The sequence below is a fragment of the Amycolatopsis camponoti genome (assembly GCF_902497555.1).
In the GTDB taxonomy this organism is placed as follows: domain Bacteria; phylum Actinomycetota; class Actinomycetes; order Mycobacteriales; family Pseudonocardiaceae; genus Amycolatopsis; species Amycolatopsis camponoti.
In genome coordinates, this window is sequence record NZ_CABVGP010000001.1 from 3,844,930 (window position 1) to 3,859,865 (window position 14,936).

The 14,936-nt window shown below is 72.1% G+C and carries 16 protein-coding genes; 7 read left to right on the plus strand and 9 right to left on the minus strand.

Annotation, left to right across the window (positions count from 1 at the left end; translation table 11 throughout):
• Window positions 1-84 precede the first annotated feature (84 nt).
• Both AA23TX_RS18230 and AA23TX_RS18235 read right to left on the minus strand, forming a co-directional pair.
• Window positions 85-444: a hypothetical protein gene (locus tag AA23TX_RS18230; protein ID WP_155543698.1), complete on the minus strand. Its 360-nt coding sequence runs from the start codon at window positions 442-444 to the stop codon at window positions 85-87.
• Between the two features lie 53 nt (window positions 445-497).
• Entirely contained in the window at window positions 498-1,031 is a 534-nt protein-coding gene (locus AA23TX_RS18235; protein WP_155543699.1) for an ArsR/SmtB family transcription factor, read from the minus strand.
• Window positions 1,032-1,106: 75 nt separating this feature from the next.
• On the opposite strand from AA23TX_RS18235, the gene AA23TX_RS18240 reads away from it, so the two are divergent.
• Window positions 1,107-2,315 (plus strand): MFS transporter, encoded by a 1,209-nt coding sequence (locus AA23TX_RS18240; protein ID WP_230862556.1) that lies wholly within the window; start codon window positions 1,107-1,109, stop codon window positions 2,313-2,315.
• On the opposite strand, the gene AA23TX_RS18245 is transcribed toward AA23TX_RS18240, so the two are convergent.
• The 4 genes from AA23TX_RS18245 to AA23TX_RS18260 all read right to left on the minus strand — a co-directional run bounded on the left by AA23TX_RS18245 (window position 2,291) and on the right by AA23TX_RS18260 (window position 6,855).
• Window positions 2,291-2,641: an MmcQ/YjbR family DNA-binding protein gene (locus AA23TX_RS18245; RefSeq protein WP_155543701.1), complete on the minus strand. Its 351-nt coding sequence runs from the start codon at window positions 2,639-2,641 to the stop codon at window positions 2,291-2,293. The two genes, AA23TX_RS18240 and AA23TX_RS18245, sit on opposite strands and share 25 nt — an antisense overlap.
• 71 nt (window positions 2,642-2,712) lie before the next feature.
• Entirely contained in the window at window positions 2,713-4,143 is a 1,431-nt protein-coding gene (locus tag AA23TX_RS18250) for a DUF1996 domain-containing protein (RefSeq protein ID WP_155543702.1), read from the minus strand.
• 601 nt (window positions 4,144-4,744) lie between these two features.
• The gene (locus AA23TX_RS18255) at window positions 4,745-5,644 is read right to left on the minus strand and encodes a hydroxymethylglutaryl-CoA lyase (protein ID WP_155543703.1); all 900 of its coding nucleotides are present in this window, start codon (window positions 5,642-5,644) and stop codon (window positions 4,745-4,747) included.
• A 2-nt stretch (window positions 5,645-5,646) separates the two neighbouring features.
• Window positions 5,647-6,855: a CaiB/BaiF CoA transferase family protein gene (locus AA23TX_RS18260; protein ID WP_155543704.1), complete on the minus strand. Its 1,209-nt coding sequence runs from the start codon at window positions 6,853-6,855 to the stop codon at window positions 5,647-5,649.
• Between the two features lie 116 nt (window positions 6,856-6,971).
• On the opposite strand from AA23TX_RS18260, the gene AA23TX_RS18265 reads away from it, so the two are divergent.
• Both AA23TX_RS18265 and AA23TX_RS18270 read left to right on the plus strand, forming a co-directional pair.
• Window positions 6,972-7,766 carry an IclR family transcriptional regulator gene (locus AA23TX_RS18265; protein ID WP_155543705.1) on the plus strand — a complete coding sequence of 265 codons (795 nt, stop codon included), beginning with the start codon at window positions 6,972-6,974 and terminating at the stop codon, window positions 7,764-7,766.
• Window positions 7,767-7,923: 157 nt separating this feature from the next.
• Complete coding sequence (locus tag AA23TX_RS18270) at window positions 7,924-9,318, plus strand: MFS transporter (protein ID WP_155543706.1); 1,395 nt, start codon at window positions 7,924-7,926, stop codon at window positions 9,316-9,318.
• Here the strand turns inward: AA23TX_RS18270 and AA23TX_RS18275 are convergent.
• Both AA23TX_RS18275 and AA23TX_RS18280 read right to left on the minus strand, forming a co-directional pair.
• Complete coding sequence (locus AA23TX_RS18275; RefSeq protein WP_230862557.1) at window positions 9,287-9,802, minus strand: P-loop nucleotide/nucleoside kinase family protein; 516 nt, start codon at window positions 9,800-9,802, stop codon at window positions 9,287-9,289. The two genes, AA23TX_RS18270 and AA23TX_RS18275, sit on opposite strands and share 32 nt — an antisense overlap.
• Before the next feature lie 210 nt (window positions 9,803-10,012).
• Window positions 10,013-10,621: a sigma-70 family RNA polymerase sigma factor gene (locus AA23TX_RS18280; RefSeq protein WP_155543707.1), complete on the minus strand. Its 609-nt coding sequence runs from the start codon at window positions 10,619-10,621 to the stop codon at window positions 10,013-10,015.
• A gap of 234 nt (window positions 10,622-10,855) precedes the next feature.
• Between AA23TX_RS18280 and AA23TX_RS18285 the strand changes: the two genes are divergently transcribed.
• The 4 genes from AA23TX_RS18285 (at window position 10,856) to AA23TX_RS18300 (ending at window position 14,112) form a co-directional block, all read left to right on the plus strand.
• Window positions 10,856-11,260 (plus strand): pyridoxamine 5'-phosphate oxidase family protein, encoded by a 405-nt coding sequence (locus AA23TX_RS18285; RefSeq protein WP_155543708.1) that lies wholly within the window; start codon window positions 10,856-10,858, stop codon window positions 11,258-11,260.
• A 146-nt stretch (window positions 11,261-11,406) separates the two neighbouring features.
• Window positions 11,407-12,912 carry a GAF domain-containing sensor histidine kinase gene (locus tag AA23TX_RS18290; RefSeq protein ID WP_155544512.1) on the plus strand — a complete coding sequence of 502 codons (1,506 nt, stop codon included), beginning with the start codon at window positions 11,407-11,409 and terminating at the stop codon, window positions 12,910-12,912.
• Window positions 12,909-13,568 carry a response regulator gene (locus AA23TX_RS18295; RefSeq protein WP_155543709.1) on the plus strand — a complete coding sequence of 220 codons (660 nt, stop codon included), beginning with the start codon at window positions 12,909-12,911 and terminating at the stop codon, window positions 13,566-13,568. Before AA23TX_RS18290 ends, AA23TX_RS18295 begins: the two co-directional genes overlap by 4 nt.
• A 109-nt stretch (window positions 13,569-13,677) precedes the next feature.
• Window positions 13,678-14,112 (plus strand): hypothetical protein, encoded by a 435-nt coding sequence (locus tag AA23TX_RS18300; protein ID WP_155543710.1) that lies wholly within the window; start codon window positions 13,678-13,680, stop codon window positions 14,110-14,112.
• 117 nt (window positions 14,113-14,229) lie between these two features.
• On the opposite strand, the gene folE is transcribed toward AA23TX_RS18300, so the two are convergent.
• Entirely contained in the window at window positions 14,230-14,850 is a 621-nt protein-coding gene (gene folE / locus AA23TX_RS18305; RefSeq protein ID WP_155543711.1) for a GTP cyclohydrolase I FolE, read from the minus strand.
• Between the last annotated feature and the right edge of the window lie 86 nt (window positions 14,851-14,936).

Below are 14,936 nucleotides of genomic sequence, written 5' to 3' on the forward strand. Positions count from 1 at the left end.
CCCCGGCCGGGGGACCATCCCCGGCCGGGGGCGAGCGAGCCGCCCGGCCCCTGCCCACCTCTCCCGGGCAGGGGCCGCCCGGTGTCAGTCGACCACGCCGCCGATGTCGCCGTTCGGGGTCCGGCCCACGCAGGACGCGCCGACCGGCAGGGACTGTGCCGGGCGCGGACCCCGAGCACCTGGGTGATGTGCCCGTCCAGCATCTGCCGGATCATCCCCAACCCGCTCGACGGGGTCTTCGGCGAGCACGGCCCGGCCGGGCGCTTCGACGAGCGCGCGCAGCCGTTCGGCCAGTGCGACGAGCTGGGGATCGCGGTCGGCGCCCGCGTCGCGCAGTTCCCGGGCGACGGCCGCGCGGCACTGCGCCGACTCCGGGTGCTGCCGCAGCAGCTCGACACTGCGCGCGACCTGACCGCCGTAGCGTCTGATGATCGATTCCCGCAATGCACAATTCCGGTGCCGTCAAATGAAATCGGAAAATGGTGCCGTGTCGAGATTCATCGACGTTTCGGGTCGGCCAGGTGCAGCACGAAGATCCCGCCCACCGCCGGCCGGTCGGCGCGCTCGTGGTCGGTCGCCACGTACTCGTCCAGCACCGCGAGGATCCGGCGGTCCAGCTCCTCGATCTCGTCGGGGGACAGGTGCAGCAGGAACTTCTCGTGCACCGCGACCGACTCCGGCCCCGCCGCCCGGATCTCCTCCTGGAAGATCTCGATCGGCGCGAACCGCGTCTCGGCGTCGGCTCCGGCCAGGGGGCCGTCCAGCCACCACGTCTCGTTGTCGGCCTTGTACGGCTTCTCCAGCGCGCCACTGGCGCCGGTGCGGACCGGGGCCGGCTTCAGCAGGCCCGCCGACACCAGCTGCCGCACGTGGTGCAGGACCGTGCCGGGGTCGCGGTCGAGGCGGTCGGCCAGCTGTTTGTTCGTCAGCTCCTCGAGCAGGCACATCCGCATGATGCGCAGCCGCAGCGGGTGGCCGAGGGCCTTGGCCTCCGCCGGCGTCGCCGGGCGCCGCCGGCGGGGTTCGGTCATGAACGGAGCGTAGTCCATCGATGGGATCCGGTCACATCGATGGAGAAAAGCCCATCGATGTGCGATCCTCCATTCATGAACCCCGTGTTCTGGCGCCTGTGGTCCGCCGCCGGCCTGTCCAGCCTCGCCGACGGCGTCCTCAAGGTCGCGTTGCCGCTGGTCGCGGTCGGTTACACCCGCGAGCCGGCGCTCATCGCCGGGCTCGCCTTCGCCTTCAGCCTGCCGTGGCTGCTGTTCGCGCTGCCCGCCGGCGCGCTGGTCGACCGGCTCGACCGCCGCCGCGCGATGCTCGCCGCCAACTTCGTGCGCGGCGGGCTTCTCGGCGGCGTCGCGCTGCTGATCGTCTTCGGCGGGGGATCGATCTGGGCGCTGTACGTGGCCGCCCTCGGTGTCGGCTGCGCGGAGACGATCTACGACACCGCGGCGCAGTCGATCGTCCCGCAGGTCGTCGGGCGGGCGCAGCTGGCTCGCGCCAACGGCCGGATGTTCGCCGCCGAGCAGACGGCCAACGAGTTCGCCGGCCCGCCGCTCGCCGGGGTGCTGGCCGCGGCGGGGGTCGTCGCCGCGCTCGTCACGCCGGTGGCGCTGTGGGCGGTGGCCGTCGCGGTCCTGCTGCTCGTGCGCGGCGAGTACCGGGTTCCGCGCGAGAAACCCACCACCCTGCGCGCGGACATCGCCGAGGGCCTGCGTTTCCTGCTGCGCCACCGGGTGCTGCGGACGTTTTCCGTCATGACCGGCACGTTCAACTTCGCCACCGGAGCGACCTTCGCGGTCCTCGTCCTTTACGCGGTGGGCCCGGGATCGGCGATGGGACTGTCCGAACCCGCCTTCGGGCTGCTGATGGCGACCAGCGCGGCCGGTGGCCTGGTCGGATCGCTGATCGCCGAGGCGGTCGAACGCCGGCTGGGTCGCGTCCGCGCGCTGTGGGTGTCGTGGCCGATCGGCGGCATCGTCGTCGGCGCGCTCGCCGTGACGGCGAACCCGTACGTGGCCGGCGCCGCCTTCTTCCTCGGCGGCGTGGGAATCCTGGTGTCGAACGTCGTGATGGTCTCGCTGCGCCAGCAGCTCACGCCCGACTGCCTGCTCGGGCGGCTCAACAGCAGCCACCGGCTCGTCGCGTGGGGCACGAAGTCGCTCGGTGCCCTGGCGGGCGGCGTGATCGCCCAGGCCTTCGGGCTGCGGGCGGTGTTCGTGGTGATGGCCGTGCTGGCGTTCGCCGTCGTGGCCGGGCTCCGCGTGGTGACCGAGGAAGCCCTCGATCAGAGCGGGTGCGTCTCCGCGTAGGCGTTCCAGACCTTCTTGGGCACGCACATCCGCCACGCGTCCAGCACCAGCTCGCGCATCTCTTCCGCGTCGATCGCCGCCAGGCGGCAGCGGACCCACTGGTAACGCAGGTCCGAAGGCTCGGGCATCAGGAACTTGTCCGGCTCGCCCGTCACCAGCGCTTCCCGCTGGTCGCGGGGATACCCGAACCCCAGCTCGGTCTCGTCCCGGGAGAGCGCGGCGAACACGATCTGCCCGACCCGGAACTTGGCCCGGTCACGCACGAACGCCTCGTAGGCGCGGGGGAGCGTCAGGGCGAACGCGCGGACCTCGTCACCGGTGACCATACCGGTCATTCAACCGCACAAGCCGGCGGCGCAGTGCACGCTGCGCCGCCGGCTTTGCGCGAGCGGGAAGGTCAGGCCCGGCAGGTCTTGCCGCGGTTGACGCAGTTGACCAGGCCGTTCATGATCCGCTGCGACATCACGTTGGCGAAGTCGTCGTGGTCGGAACCCGGGTTGTGCTTCTCCTGCGGGAAAGCGTCCACTTTGTACTGCTTCTTGACCTGGATGTCGTGCGGGATGTCGTAGGTCAGCGAGATCTGCAGCTGCGGTACGGCCTTGAACCCCTTGGCGCACTGGCCGAACTGGTCCGGGAACACGATGTGCGTGCGGTGGTTCGTGCTGTCCGTGTTCTTCCCGTCCCAGCAGCTCGGGAACGTGTGGATTCGCTTGACCTTGCTGTTCTGCGGGCAGATCGGGTACTTGTCCGTGACGCGGTTCTCGAACCCGGTGCACGTCCAGCTCGCGCGGGCGTTGGCCGGCCCGTTCGTCGAGACCTTCGCGTCGCCGTAGAGCACGCGCAGGAACTTCGGCATCGCCACGACCTTGCCCACCGGGCTGCCGCGGAAGGTGATCTGCACCTTCTGCGGGCGCAGGATCTTCCCGTCGTTGCCCGGCAGCTCGTTGTTCTCGTCCTGGCCCGGCAGCGCGCCGCCCGCCGTGGTGCTCGGCGGCGGAGTGGGCGTCCCGGTGTCCTTGCCCGGCTTCGGCGCGCACGGCGCGAGCCCGCCGAGGTCCTTCGGCTTCGGCGCGAACCGGGCGATGATGGTGGCGATCCGCTCGAGGATCGCGGCCCGCCGGTCCTTCAGCGGGTTCAGGATGGCGTTCTGCACGAAGTTCGCGCCGCCCTGGCCCTGCGTCTGCGCGATGCGCTGGTTGGCCTCGTCGGTCTGCGTGTCGATCTGGTCGAGGTTGCTGTCGACCTCGGCCATGGCCTGGTCGGGGACGTCGGTGAGCTTGCTCGCGACGTCGGGGCAGGCGACCTGGACGGTCTTGGCTTCCTGATCGGCCTGCGCGCGGTCGCCGTCGGGCTTCTTCGCGGGCTCGTTCTTCTCCTCCTCGCCGGTGTCGATGCGCACGACCGGCCAGAAGTAGGCGGACTTGTCGCCGTTGCGGCAGGTGGTGCCGGCCTTGACGAGGCTCTTGTTGTTCGAGTCGGCGTTCGTCGAGAGGTTGCCGACGTAGTCGTGCAGGTGCTGGGCGCCGTTGCGGACACCGGGCTGCGCGATGAAGTTGTCCGGGTTGAAGTGGCCGTTCTCGTTGCGGCCGCAGTCGACGGTGAAGGTGCCGGTCGACGCGCCGTAGACCGGGCGCGGGTCGAACTGGTTCGGCTGCACCTTGAGGATGTCGACGAAGAAGGCGGGGTTCGCCTCGTCGGCGCTCGCTTCACCGGTGTTGCCGGTGGTCGTCGCGACGACGATGCCGCCGACCGCGAGCGCGAGGGCGATACCGCCGGTCGCGATCTTGGTTCTGCGGGAAATGCGATGGCGCCCTTGGGTGCGGGACATGGATGGATCCTCCGGGTGTCGGGCTGGCGGGAAGGCGCGACACTGGCGGGACGAGCCCAGGCTCGTGCTCACCAGGTAGTGCGTCGGCGGGGACGGAACGATTCCCGGACCGGCCACCGACCCGACATCGATGGGTGCGCGGCCACCTGCCCGTGGCCATGCCGTCAACCGGCTGGTTATCGTTCCGTGATGGAAGCTACACCGGGGTTTGACACGGGGCAAGAAGGGATTTACGCCCATTACGAACCGTCAGGCCGGGGTTCCGTTTGCGTAGTCGCGGGTGATCGCGAAAAGGCGCCGGGAATCGACGAAGAATGGGGTACGCGAAAAACGCGGGCGCGACGGACCGCACCTGGATCACGCTGGGCTGCCGCGCGTGTCCCTCTCCGGCGTACTCGGGGGTGCGGTCATCCTGGGCCGCTGACCGGGGCGTTGTCCAGCTTCCGGAGATGTGGCGAAAAACTTTGAACCGACCTGAACCCGCATCCGTATACCTGGGTGAGGCCTGCTGAATGCCTGCTCGGCGAATGACCGCCGAACCCGGCGTGAATGGCTGATTCCTGCCGTTCGGCGACCGGAACCTGCCATTCACAGCATCGAGTCAGCGCAGCGCCGCCGGAACGGCGGGAATCGTGGACAGCGCCGAGTTCAAGCGGTGGCCCACCGCGAGTCCCACCTGGTCCCGCAGTGTGGCCAGTTTCCCCCCGTCGATGCCGGTCGCGATGCCTTCGCGGTGGAAGAAGTCGACGAGGTCGTCGGTCGCGACGTTCCCGGACGCGCCCGGGGCGAACGGGCAGCCGCCGAGGCCGCCCAGGGCCGCGTCGAACCGGCGGATGCCGAGCCCGAGCCCCTCCCACGCGTTCGCGGCCGCCAAGCCGTAGGTGTTGTGCAGGTGCAGGCCGAGCGGGACGTCCGGCAGCTCGTCCCGGACCGCCGATACGATCGTGCGCAGCTGGCTCGGCCGCGCCGCGCCGATCGTGTCGGCGAGGTGCACCACGCGCGCGCCCATTCGGCCCAGCCTCGCGGCCACGTCGGCGGTGCGGTCCGGGTCCGTGTCGCCGTCGAACGGGCACACGAACGCCGTCGCGACCGACGCTTCCACCGCCACCCCGGCCGAACCCAGCAGCTCGGCGCACCCGGCCAGCCGGTCGAGGGCCGCGGCCGTCGGCACCGCCGCGTTGGCGACGCTGTGGCCGTCACTCGCCGACACGACCAGCCGCACCGACTTCGCGCCGGCGTCGATAGCCTGCCGCGCCCCGCGCTCGGTGAACACGAGCGTGTGCAGGGTCGCCGGAGCGCCGGCCAAGGCCCGCAGCACCTCGCCGGTGTCGGCCATCTGCGGTACCCGGCGCGCGGACACGAACGACCCGGCCTCCAGGGACCGCACCCCGGCGTCGATGAGGCCGCGGGCGAGCCGGACCTTCTCGTGGGTCGGCACGGTGACGGCTTCGTCCTGCAGGCCGTCGCGCAGCACGACCTCGGTGAGGAGCACTTCGGTCATGGTCAGATCACTCCACTCTCGCGGAGGCGGGTGACCGCCTCGCCGGTGACGCCGAGCTCGGCGAGCACGGCCTCGGTGTGTTCGCCCAGCTCCGGCCCGAGCGCGCGGGTGCGACCGGGGCGCTCGGTCAGCGTGGGCACGATGCCGGGGAAGGTGACTTCGCCGTCGTGGCCGCGGACGTGGTGCCGCTCGTGCATCCCGCGGGCCTCGAAGTGCGGATCCTTGGCGATGTCCGCGGCGGTCAGGATCGGTCCACACGGGACGGACGCCTCGCGCAGCACGGCTTCGGCGGCTTCCTGGGAGAGTGTCGCCGTCCACGCGCCGATCGCGTCGTCGAGGAGCTCGGCGTGCTCGACCCGGCCGGCGTTGTCCGCCAGCCGCGGGTCGCCGGCGAGGTCGTCCCGGCCGATGCTGTGCACGAGCCGGCGGAAGATCGCGTCGCCGTTGCCGCTGACCACGATGTACTTGCCGTCGGCGCAGCGGTAGGTGTTGGAGGGCGCCACCCCGGGCAGTGCGGAGCCGGCCGGTCCGCGCACGACGCCGAACGCCGCGTAGTCCGGGAGCAGCGACTCCATCAGTGAATAGACGGCTTCGTACAGCGCGACGTCGACCACTTCACCCGGGGCGGCACCCGGCTCGCGGTCGCGCCGGAGCAGGCCCATCAGCGCGCCGATCACCGCGTAGAGCCCGGCGACGGAGTCGGCGAGGCTGACCCCGACGCGCGTGGGCGGCCGGTCGGGATAACCGGTGAGCGCGCGCAGGCCGCCGATCGCCTCGGCCACGCCGCCGAAGCCGGGGCGGTCGCGGTAGGGGCCGGTCTGGCCGTACCCCGAGACGCGGACGACGACCAGCCGCGGGTTGAGCGCGCGCAGCTCGTCCGGACCGAGGCCCCAGCGTTCGAGGGTGCCGGGGCGGAAGTTCTCCAGCAGGACGTCGCTGCGGGCGGCGAGCGTGCGGACGAGCTCCTGGCCTTCCGGGCGGCGCAGGTCGACGGTCACCGAGCGCTTGTTGCGGCCGAGGGCGCGGAACAGCAGGGACGTGTCGCCGGCGTGCAGCCTCCACCGCCGGAGCTCGTCCCCGGTGCCCGGGCGTTCGACCTTGACGACGTCGGCACCGAAGTCGGCCAGGAGCCGGCCGGCGGTCGGCGCGGCGATGAAGTTGCCCAGTTCGACCACCCGGATGCCCGCCAGGGGTCCGGTTTGCTGACTCATGCCCGACTCCAAACCACGATGTGAGTTGTAAACCCAGAATACGGGCGGGTGTCGCGGAGTCAACAGCGCGGAGCGTGGATAGACTGTGCGGCACACCACGGGCACGGGGCGGGGCGATGGCAGAGGAAGAACGCAGCGGCACGACGCCGGTGCTGGTCCTGCGCAAGTTCAAGCAGATCCTCGAGTCGTTCACGATCGACGACCCCGAGCTGACGCTGCAGCAGATCACCCGCTCGACCGGGCTGCCGGCGAGCACCTGCCAGCGGCTGGTCCACAACCTGGTGCGCGAAGGCTTCCTCGACCGCTACGACGACACCTACCGCGTCGGGCTCGGGCTGGTCCGCTGGGCGGCGCCGGGCACGTTCGGCCTCGACCTCGTCCGGTTGACCCGCCCGGTGCTGCAGCAGCTGCGCGACGAAACGGGCGAGACGGCGTGCCTGTACGTCCGCGACGGCGCGTACCGCACGGTGATCTCGCTGGCCGAGTCCCGGCACCCGGTGGTGCGCCTGTTCGTCGTCGGCATGGTGATGCCGCTGCACGCCGGGTCGGCCGGGAAGGTGTTCCTGGCCTGGGACAAGCTGGCGGTCAAAGACGCGATCGGCCACGGCCTGGCCCGGTTCACCCCGCGGACGACGGTGGACATCGACCTGCTTTCCGAGCAGCTGGGCCAGATCCGCGACGCGGGGTACGCGGTCAGCTTCGAGGAACGCGATCTCGGCGCGGCGTCGCTCAGTGCCCCGGTCTTCGGCCTGAACGGCGAGGTCAGCGCGGCGATCGGGATCGGCGCGCCGACCCAGCGCATGACGCCGGCCGACGTCCCGCGGCTGGCGCCGGTCGTCGTCGAGGCCGCGCGGCGCGCCTCGGAACGGCTGGGGCACCGGCCCGGCGTGGAGCAGGTCGCCGCTCTCTGAGTTCTCCGGGCGCCGTGGGCGCCCGGTTCGTGCCGGATGGCGCCCCGTTGCCCGTTAACGCACCACGACCCGTGCCCGACTGTTCTTGACTCGGCGCGGCCGTCGTCACATTATGGGTCGGCCAACCACATGGTGGAGAAGTCAAAGGAGACGACGGATGGCGAACATCCCCGACGCCACCGTGCCGGACACCGGCACGATCGCGGGCAGGCTCGACCGGCTGCCCATCACCCGTACGCACCGGCGGGCCACCGTCGCCGTCGGGCTCGGCCTGTTCTTCGACTTCTACGAGGTCTTCCTGACCGGCGTGCTCAGCTCGGTGCTCGTCCAGGAGTTCTCGCTCACGAAGGCGGAGCTGCCGCCGCTGCTGGCGTCGACGTTCGTCGGCATGTTCTTCGGGGCCCTGCTGCTCGGCCGGCTCGCCGACCGGTTCGGCCGCCGCGGCGCGTTCCTGCTGAACCTGGGGCTCTACTCGCTGTTCTCGCTGCTCGGCGCGTTCAGCGGCAGCGCGCTGATGCTGCTGGTGACGCGGTTCTTCGCGGGCATCGGCCTCGGCGCGGAGCCGCCGCTGGCCGACACCTACCTCACCGACCTGCTGCCGGCCCGCAAGCGCGGCCGGTTCATCGCCTGGGCGTACACGCTCGCCTTCTGCGGCTTCCCGGTCGTCGGCTTCCTCGCCCGCGGCCTGACCGAGCACGAGATCTTCGGCATCGCCGGCTGGCGCTGGCTGTTCGTGATCGGGGCTCTCGGCGCGGGCGCGGTGTTCCTCCTGCGGCGCGGCCTGCCCGAGTCGCCGCGGTGGCTGGAGTCCGTCGGCCGCACCGAGGAGGCCGAGCACCTGGTGGCCGGGCTCGAGGCCGAAGCACGCGGCGGCGTCGACGAAAACGCCGCCCCGGCGCGCGGCACCACCCGCAAGCGCACCGCCGCGCCGGTCCGCGAGCTGTTCGGGCCGGCACTGCGCCGCCGTACGTGGATGATGGTCGTCTTCCAGATCCTGCAGACGCTCGGCTACTACGGCTTCGGCACGCTCGTGCCCTTGGTACTGGCGGCCAAGGGATACGCCCTTTCGCAGTCGCTGCTGTTCGCCGCGCTGACCTACCTCGGCTACCCGGTCGGCTCGGCGCTGTCGCTGCCGCTCGTGGAACGCGTCGAGCGGAAGTACCTGGTGGTCGGCTCGGTGCTGGCGATGGCGGTGTTCGGCATCGCGTTCGGCTACTCGGGTTCGATGGCGCTGATCCTCGTGTTCGGCTTCCTCTACACCGCGACCAGCAACGTGTTCTCGAACGCTTACCACATCTACCAGGCCGAGATCTTCCCGACGGCGCTGCGCTCGACGGCGTCGAGCGGCACCTACTCGCTCTCGCGGCTGGCGAGCGGCGCGATGCCGTTCGTGCTGGTGCCGCTGCTGAACTCGCACGGACCGACGACGCTGTTCCTGGTCGTGGCCGCGGCGCTGGTGGTGGTCGCGGTGGACATCGCGGTGCTCGGCCCGCGCACGACCGGCCGACGGTTGGAGAGCGTCAACGACGAGATCGCGCCGCCGCTTCGATGACGGCCACCGCCTCGTCGACGGGCAGCCGGGCGGTGTCGACGACGAGGCGGTCGCGGGTCCACGGCTCGTACTCGCGGGCCGTGATCGCCGCCCAGGTGGGCGGGACGTGCCCCGGGATGCCGGTGTCCCGGCTCTCCGCGCGCCGCCGGTGTTCGGCGGGATCGGAACAGACGATCTCGGCCTCGAGCACGCGCGCGCCGGCGGCGAAACCGGTGTCCCGCCAGGCATCGCGGGTGAGGGCGAGCGGGTTGACGCATTCGGCGACGACGCTGACACCGGTGCGCAGCAGATCGCCGGCAACCCCCTGCGCGACGACGTAGCCGGCCGGCCCGAGCGGGTGCGCCAGGGGAGTGCTGCGGACGATGGCGTGTTCGATGGTGTCCACCCGCAGGAAGGAGAAACCGCTACGCCGCGCCAGTTCCGCGGCGACGGTGGTCTTCCCGGTGGCGGGCAGCCCGCCCAGGACGATCAGCAGCGGAGGCACGGGAGGATGATCGCACGCCCGCGGGCTGGGGAGAGGCCGGTGCCGGGCGGGAGGGCCGTGCGGCGGGGCGTGGCCGGTGGCACTGCAGGTCTTCTCGATAGGTGAACGGGGGGCGCGCGCGCCGGCGACCCGGCGCCGAGCGGGGTCGGGAATGCCGTATCGAAGGAGGCCAAGTCCCTCGATGCGGCATTCCCGGGTCCACCGCGGCCGTCAGGACGCCGCGCGTTTCTGCGCCAGCAATCCGCGCCGCAACGTCGTCAACGCCCGGTGCTGGGCCACCCGGACCGCGCCCGCGCTGGCCAGGCCGACCGCGGCCGCCGTCTCCTCGGCCGAGAGGCCCAAGATGATGCGCAGCACCAAAATCTCCCGCTGGCGCGGCGGGAGCGTGTCGAGCAGGCCCGCCGACCAGTCCAGGCCCGCCGCGCGCTCGACCTCTTCGCCCGTCGGGTCGCCGCCCGTCCAGCGCTCGGCCGGGGGCTCGGCCACCGGGCTGGTGCGGTCGCGGGCGCGCTTGCGGTGGACGTCGGACACCTTGTGCGCCGCGATGCCGAACACGAACGCCAGGAACCCGTCGGCCTCGTAGCGATACCCCGGCAGCGCGCCGACGACCGCCATGAGCACGTCCTGCGCGCAGTCCTCGGCGTCCGACGACCCGTCCTGCCACGTGCCGAGCCGGCCGAGGCAGTAGCGGAACACCATCGGCCGCAGCGCGCGCAGCACACCCGCGATCGCGGCTCGGTTGCCGGTCATCGCGGACCGGACCTGCTCCGGATCGAGGCTGAACGTCGCGGGTTCGCCCGCGGCGGACTGCGGAGGCATCGGGTCTCACCTCTCCTCGGCAACGGACGGTCACGACGTTAGGTCACCCCGCGTGGCCGCCACACCGGCCGGGCGGCCGCCGCGGCCCGGGTCTTCCGGCCCTGGCGCGGGTCCCTCCGGTGTGCGTCCCGGGGCGTCCGGGAGGGGCCGGGCCGAACGGCCCTACCGGCGGCCTCGGCCCCTCGATCACGCTGGCGATCGGGGATTTTTCACAGGGAGAAACGCAGGGACGCGATGGTGGACGACGTGGGCTTCGGGCTGCTGCTCGACCGGCAGGAGTGCCTCGCGCTGCTCCGGAAGTCGAGCCTCGGCCGGGTGATCTTCACCCACCGGGCCATGCCGGCCGTCCGGCCGGTGCGCTACGTCGTCGTGGACGACGCCGTCGTGTTCGCCGTCCCGACCGGCAGCCCCCTCTACGCGGGCGCCCGCGACGCCGTCGTGGCGTTCGAAGCCGACGACTTCGCCGACGACTTCGGCGCCGGCTGGTACGTGAGCCTGCTGGGACGCGCCACCGAGTCGACGGCCGACGACGCCGGGATCGCCTGCCTGTGCCCGTGTCCGGGCCTCGCCGGCCACCGGTTCCTGCGGATTCCGGCCGAGACCATCACCGGCCACCGCATCGCCTGCCACGCGGAGTAACAAACGGACTCTGCCGATCGACCCACCGGATGGACGAACCGGATTGGGCCGACACGGGCAGTCGCCTGTGGGACCCTTGACGGCCCGGGGACACCCCCGGGATCGGGCTCATGTGGGGTCGGCGGGAAGTGGCGGACGAAATCGGCATGCCGGCGATCCTGGCCGCGGTGGCCGGGATCGCGCGGGAGCTGGAAGTTCCGGCGGTACTGCGCACCGCGGTGACGACGGTCTGCGACCTCGTCGGCGCGCGGCACGGCCGCGTCGAGGTGACGGGCCCGGAAGGTGCCGTCGCCGAATACGGGCGGGCCGGCGGCAACGGGGTGGTCGAGCTGCCGGTGCGGGCCGGGCCGAAGACGTTCGGCCGGTTCCAGATCGAGCCCGCCCCCGGCCGCGAGCTCAGCCTCCGCGAGCGCGAGGTGGTGGGCGCGCTCGTCGCCGCGACCGCGATGGCCGTCGACAAGGCGATGCTCGTCGACCAGATGCGCCGCCGCGAACGCTGGCTCGAAGCGTCCTACGACGTCACGAGCGCACTGCTCGCCGCGCAAGACCTGCGAGCCACGCTGAGGCTCGTCGCCGAACGCGCGCGCGTGGTCGGCGGCGGCACCGCCGGCGCGATCGCGCTGCCCGACGGGCCGGGGCGGCTGGTGTTCGACGTCGTCGAGCCGCCGGGGGAGGACGCCGACCGGCTCACCGGCGTGACCGTGCCGACCGAAGGGACGGCGACCGGGGTCGCGTTCACCACCCGCCGCCCGGTCGTCGTGCGCGACTACGGCGACCGCGTGCAGGAGCAGCAGCGCGACCTCGCCGGGGCGATGCCGGCGATGATCAAGGACCTGGACTCGGCGATCTCGGTGCCGCTGCTGGTCGGGGACGAGACGCTGGGCGTGCTGGTCGTCGCGAAGTTCCGGGACAAGACGCCGTTCACCCCGACCGAGGTCCAGCTGGCCGAGACCTTCGCCGGGCACGCCGCGCTCGCCGTCGAGTTCTCCCGGGCGCAGGAGGTGCGCCAGCAGCTGGCGGTGTTCTCCGACCGCGACCGGATCGCCCGCGACCTGCACGACCTGGTCATCCAGCGGTTGTTCGCGACCGGGCTCGGGCTCGAGGGCGTCAGCAGGCTGATCGCCGATCCGGCCGTCGGGGCGCGCGTCGCCGGGTTCGCCCAGGACCTCGACGGCACGATCCGCGAGATCCGCAACAGCATCTTCTCGCTGCAGGCGCCCGCCCAGGCGCAGGGAAGCCTGCGCGCCGAGCTGCTGCGCGTCGCCGTCGACGCGCGCGACACGCTCGGCTTCGAGCCGCGCGTCGGCTTCGACGGGCCGCTCGACGCCGCGGTGCCCGACGCCGTCCGGTCCGACCTGCTCGCGTCGCTGCGCGAGGCGCTGACGAACGTGGCCCGCCACGCCGGGGCGTCGTCGTCGTCGGTCGACGTCACCGTGGACGGCGCCGGCCGGCACCTCAGCCTGGTGGTGCGAGACGACGGCACCGGCCCGCCCCTGGAGCGCGAGCGCGTCAGCGGGCTCGCCAACCTGGCCGCGCGCGCGGCACGGTGGGGCGGGAGCTGCGACCTGGTGGCCGCCGGCGGTGGCGGCTCCCGGCTGGAATGGACCGCGGAGCTGCCGGCACGGACCGGCGAGCAGGGGAGTGGACGATGACGATCTCGGTGTTCCTGCTGGACGACCACGAGCTGGTCCGCACCGGCCTGAAGACCGTCTTCGAGTCCGAAGAGGACATCGAGGTGGTCGGCGAGGCGGGGACGGCGGCCGAGGCGCTGGTCCGGATCCCGCAGGCCCGCCCCGACGTGGCGATCCTCGACGTCCGGTTGCCCGACGGCCAGGGTGTCGAGGTGTGCCGCGAGATCCGCTCGACGGTCGAGCCGGCGCCGGCCTGCCTGATGCTGACGTCCTATTCGGACGACGACGCGCTCTTCGGCGCGATCATGGCGGGCGCGGCCGGGTACATGCTCAAGCAGGTCTCCGGCCGGTCGCTGGTCGACGCCGTCCGGACGGTCGCCGTCGGCGGCTCGCTGCTGGACGCCACGCTGACCGCGTCGGTGATGAACAAGCTGCGCGGCGAGGACGTGGCGGCCCCGGACCCGCGGTACGAGCAGCTCAGCCCGCAGGAGCGGCGGGTGCTGGACCTGGTCGCCGAAGGCCTGACCAACCGGCAGATCGCGGAGCGGCTGTTCCTGGCGGAGAAGACGGTGAAGAACTACGTGTCTTCGGTGCTGCACAAGCTCGGGGTCGAGCGGCGCACCTCGGCGGCGGTGTACGTGTCGCAGCGACGCGCCGACGGCGGCCGTTCGTCCTGATCGCACGCCCACTCGGCGGAAACCGGTCGGGCATCCGACGTATCTGGCCGCAAATGCGATACACCTGTCGGGTGACGCACGAGTTGTCGTGCGCGGCAGAGGGGACAGCATGTCGGGGTTGTCGAGCGGGGACTATGTCACGCAGCAGATCAAGGCGCTGGCCAGAGCCGTGCGCCGGGAAGGCGCCGGCGGCGTCGGCACGCGCAGCTTCCAGCTGGCGGAGCACCTGGCGGCGGAAGGGGGCATCCACCGCGGCGACATCCTGACGGCGACGGCGACGCTCCTGGCGATGACGGCGTGGTGCGACGGCGAGGCGGACGCGGCCTGCCGGTTCGCGGAGCTGGCCGGCGAGCACGACGAGGATTCACGCGAGCTGGTCACGCACCTGCTGCGGCTGGAGGCCGGGGCGGATCAAGGGTGGCTGCCGCAGGAGCAGGTGGAGGCGTTGCTGGAATACGCGCGCCGCTCCCGCCGGGGCGACCTGGAGCTGCGGGTGCGCGCGATCGCCGGATCACGCGGCGGGCGGCACCGGCGGGACAACTAGCGGTTCGGGTGTCGTGGGCGGTGAACCGGGCTCACCGCCCACGACCGGACAGCCGGCGCGGCCGGCTCGTGAGGGGACGCGCGGGATCGGCCGGCGCCTCCGCGCCGGCGGCGTCCGTCAGGCACTCACCCCGGTCAGCGCGAAGAACTCCTGTCGCGTCTTGGGTTCCTCGCGCAGCAGCCCGTGCAGGGACGACGTGACGGTGAGCGCGCCGATCGCCCGCACCCCGCGCAGCGACATGCACAGGTGCTCGGCTTCGATCACGACGCCGACGCCCTTCGGCGCCAGGTGCTCCTGCAGCCAGTCCGCGACCTGCTTGGTCAGCCGCTCCTGCACCTGCAGGTCGCGCGCGAACATCTCGACGACGCGGGCGAGCTTCGACAGGCCGAGGATCCGCTCGCCGGGGAGGTAGCCCACGTGCGCGACGCCGCGGAAGGGCAGCAGGTGGTGCTCGCACAACGACTGCACCGGGATGCTCTTGGCCAGCACGAGCTCGTCGTAGCCCTCGTCGTTCGGGAACGTCGTCAGCTGGAAGTCGCGCGGCTGCAGCATCTCCGCGTAGGCGTGGGCGACCCGCCGCGGCGTGTCGCCCAGGTGCTCGGACGACGGGTCCTTCCCCAGCGCCCGCAGCAGGTCGGCGACCGCGCGTTCCGCCGCCGGCAGGTCCATGGCGTCGCGGTCGTGGACGACACCCAGGTGCCGCAGCGGCACCGGTTCACGGACGGGATCGACGGTCACGGAAGCCTCCTTCTAAAACCAAGACGAGCCGACGTTAGAAGCCCTCCGAGGTTTTCGTCAACGGTTGTGTGTTTTAGAGTGCTCGG

Excerpts from the sequence above, each read along its gene's own strand:
- AA23TX_RS18235 (WP_155543699.1), bottom strand. The coding sequence starts at position 1,031 with ATGACCGAACCCCGCCGGCGGCGCCCGGCGACGCCGGCGGAGGCCAAG.
- AA23TX_RS18240 (WP_230862556.1), top strand. The coding sequence starts at position 1,107 with ATGAACCCCGTGTTCTGGCGCCTGTGGTCCGCCGCCGGCCTGTCCAGC.
- AA23TX_RS18245 (WP_155543701.1), bottom strand. The coding sequence starts at position 2,641 with ATGGTCACCGGTGACGAGGTCCGCGCGTTCGCCCTGACGCTCCCCCGC.
- AA23TX_RS18250 (WP_155543702.1), bottom strand. The coding sequence starts at position 4,143 with ATGTCCCGCACCCAAGGGCGCCATCGCATTTCCCGCAGAACCAAGATC.
- AA23TX_RS18255 (WP_155543703.1), bottom strand. The coding sequence starts at position 5,644 with ATGACCGAAGTGCTCCTCACCGAGGTCGTGCTGCGCGACGGCCTGCAG.
- AA23TX_RS18260 (WP_155543704.1), bottom strand. The coding sequence starts at position 6,855 with ATGAGTCAGCAAACCGGACCCCTGGCGGGCATCCGGGTGGTCGAACTG.
- AA23TX_RS18265 (WP_155543705.1), top strand. The coding sequence starts at position 6,972 with ATGGCAGAGGAAGAACGCAGCGGCACGACGCCGGTGCTGGTCCTGCGC.
- AA23TX_RS18270 (WP_155543706.1), top strand. The coding sequence starts at position 7,924 with ATGGCGAACATCCCCGACGCCACCGTGCCGGACACCGGCACGATCGCG.
- AA23TX_RS18280 (WP_155543707.1), bottom strand. The coding sequence starts at position 10,621 with ATGCCTCCGCAGTCCGCCGCGGGCGAACCCGCGACGTTCAGCCTCGAT.
- AA23TX_RS18285 (WP_155543708.1), top strand. The coding sequence starts at position 10,856 with ATGGTGGACGACGTGGGCTTCGGGCTGCTGCTCGACCGGCAGGAGTGC.
- AA23TX_RS18290 (WP_155544512.1), top strand. The coding sequence starts at position 11,407 with ATGCCGGCGATCCTGGCCGCGGTGGCCGGGATCGCGCGGGAGCTGGAA.
- AA23TX_RS18295 (WP_155543709.1), top strand. The coding sequence starts at position 12,909 with ATGACGATCTCGGTGTTCCTGCTGGACGACCACGAGCTGGTCCGCACC.
- AA23TX_RS18300 (WP_155543710.1), top strand. The coding sequence starts at position 13,678 with ATGTCGGGGTTGTCGAGCGGGGACTATGTCACGCAGCAGATCAAGGCG.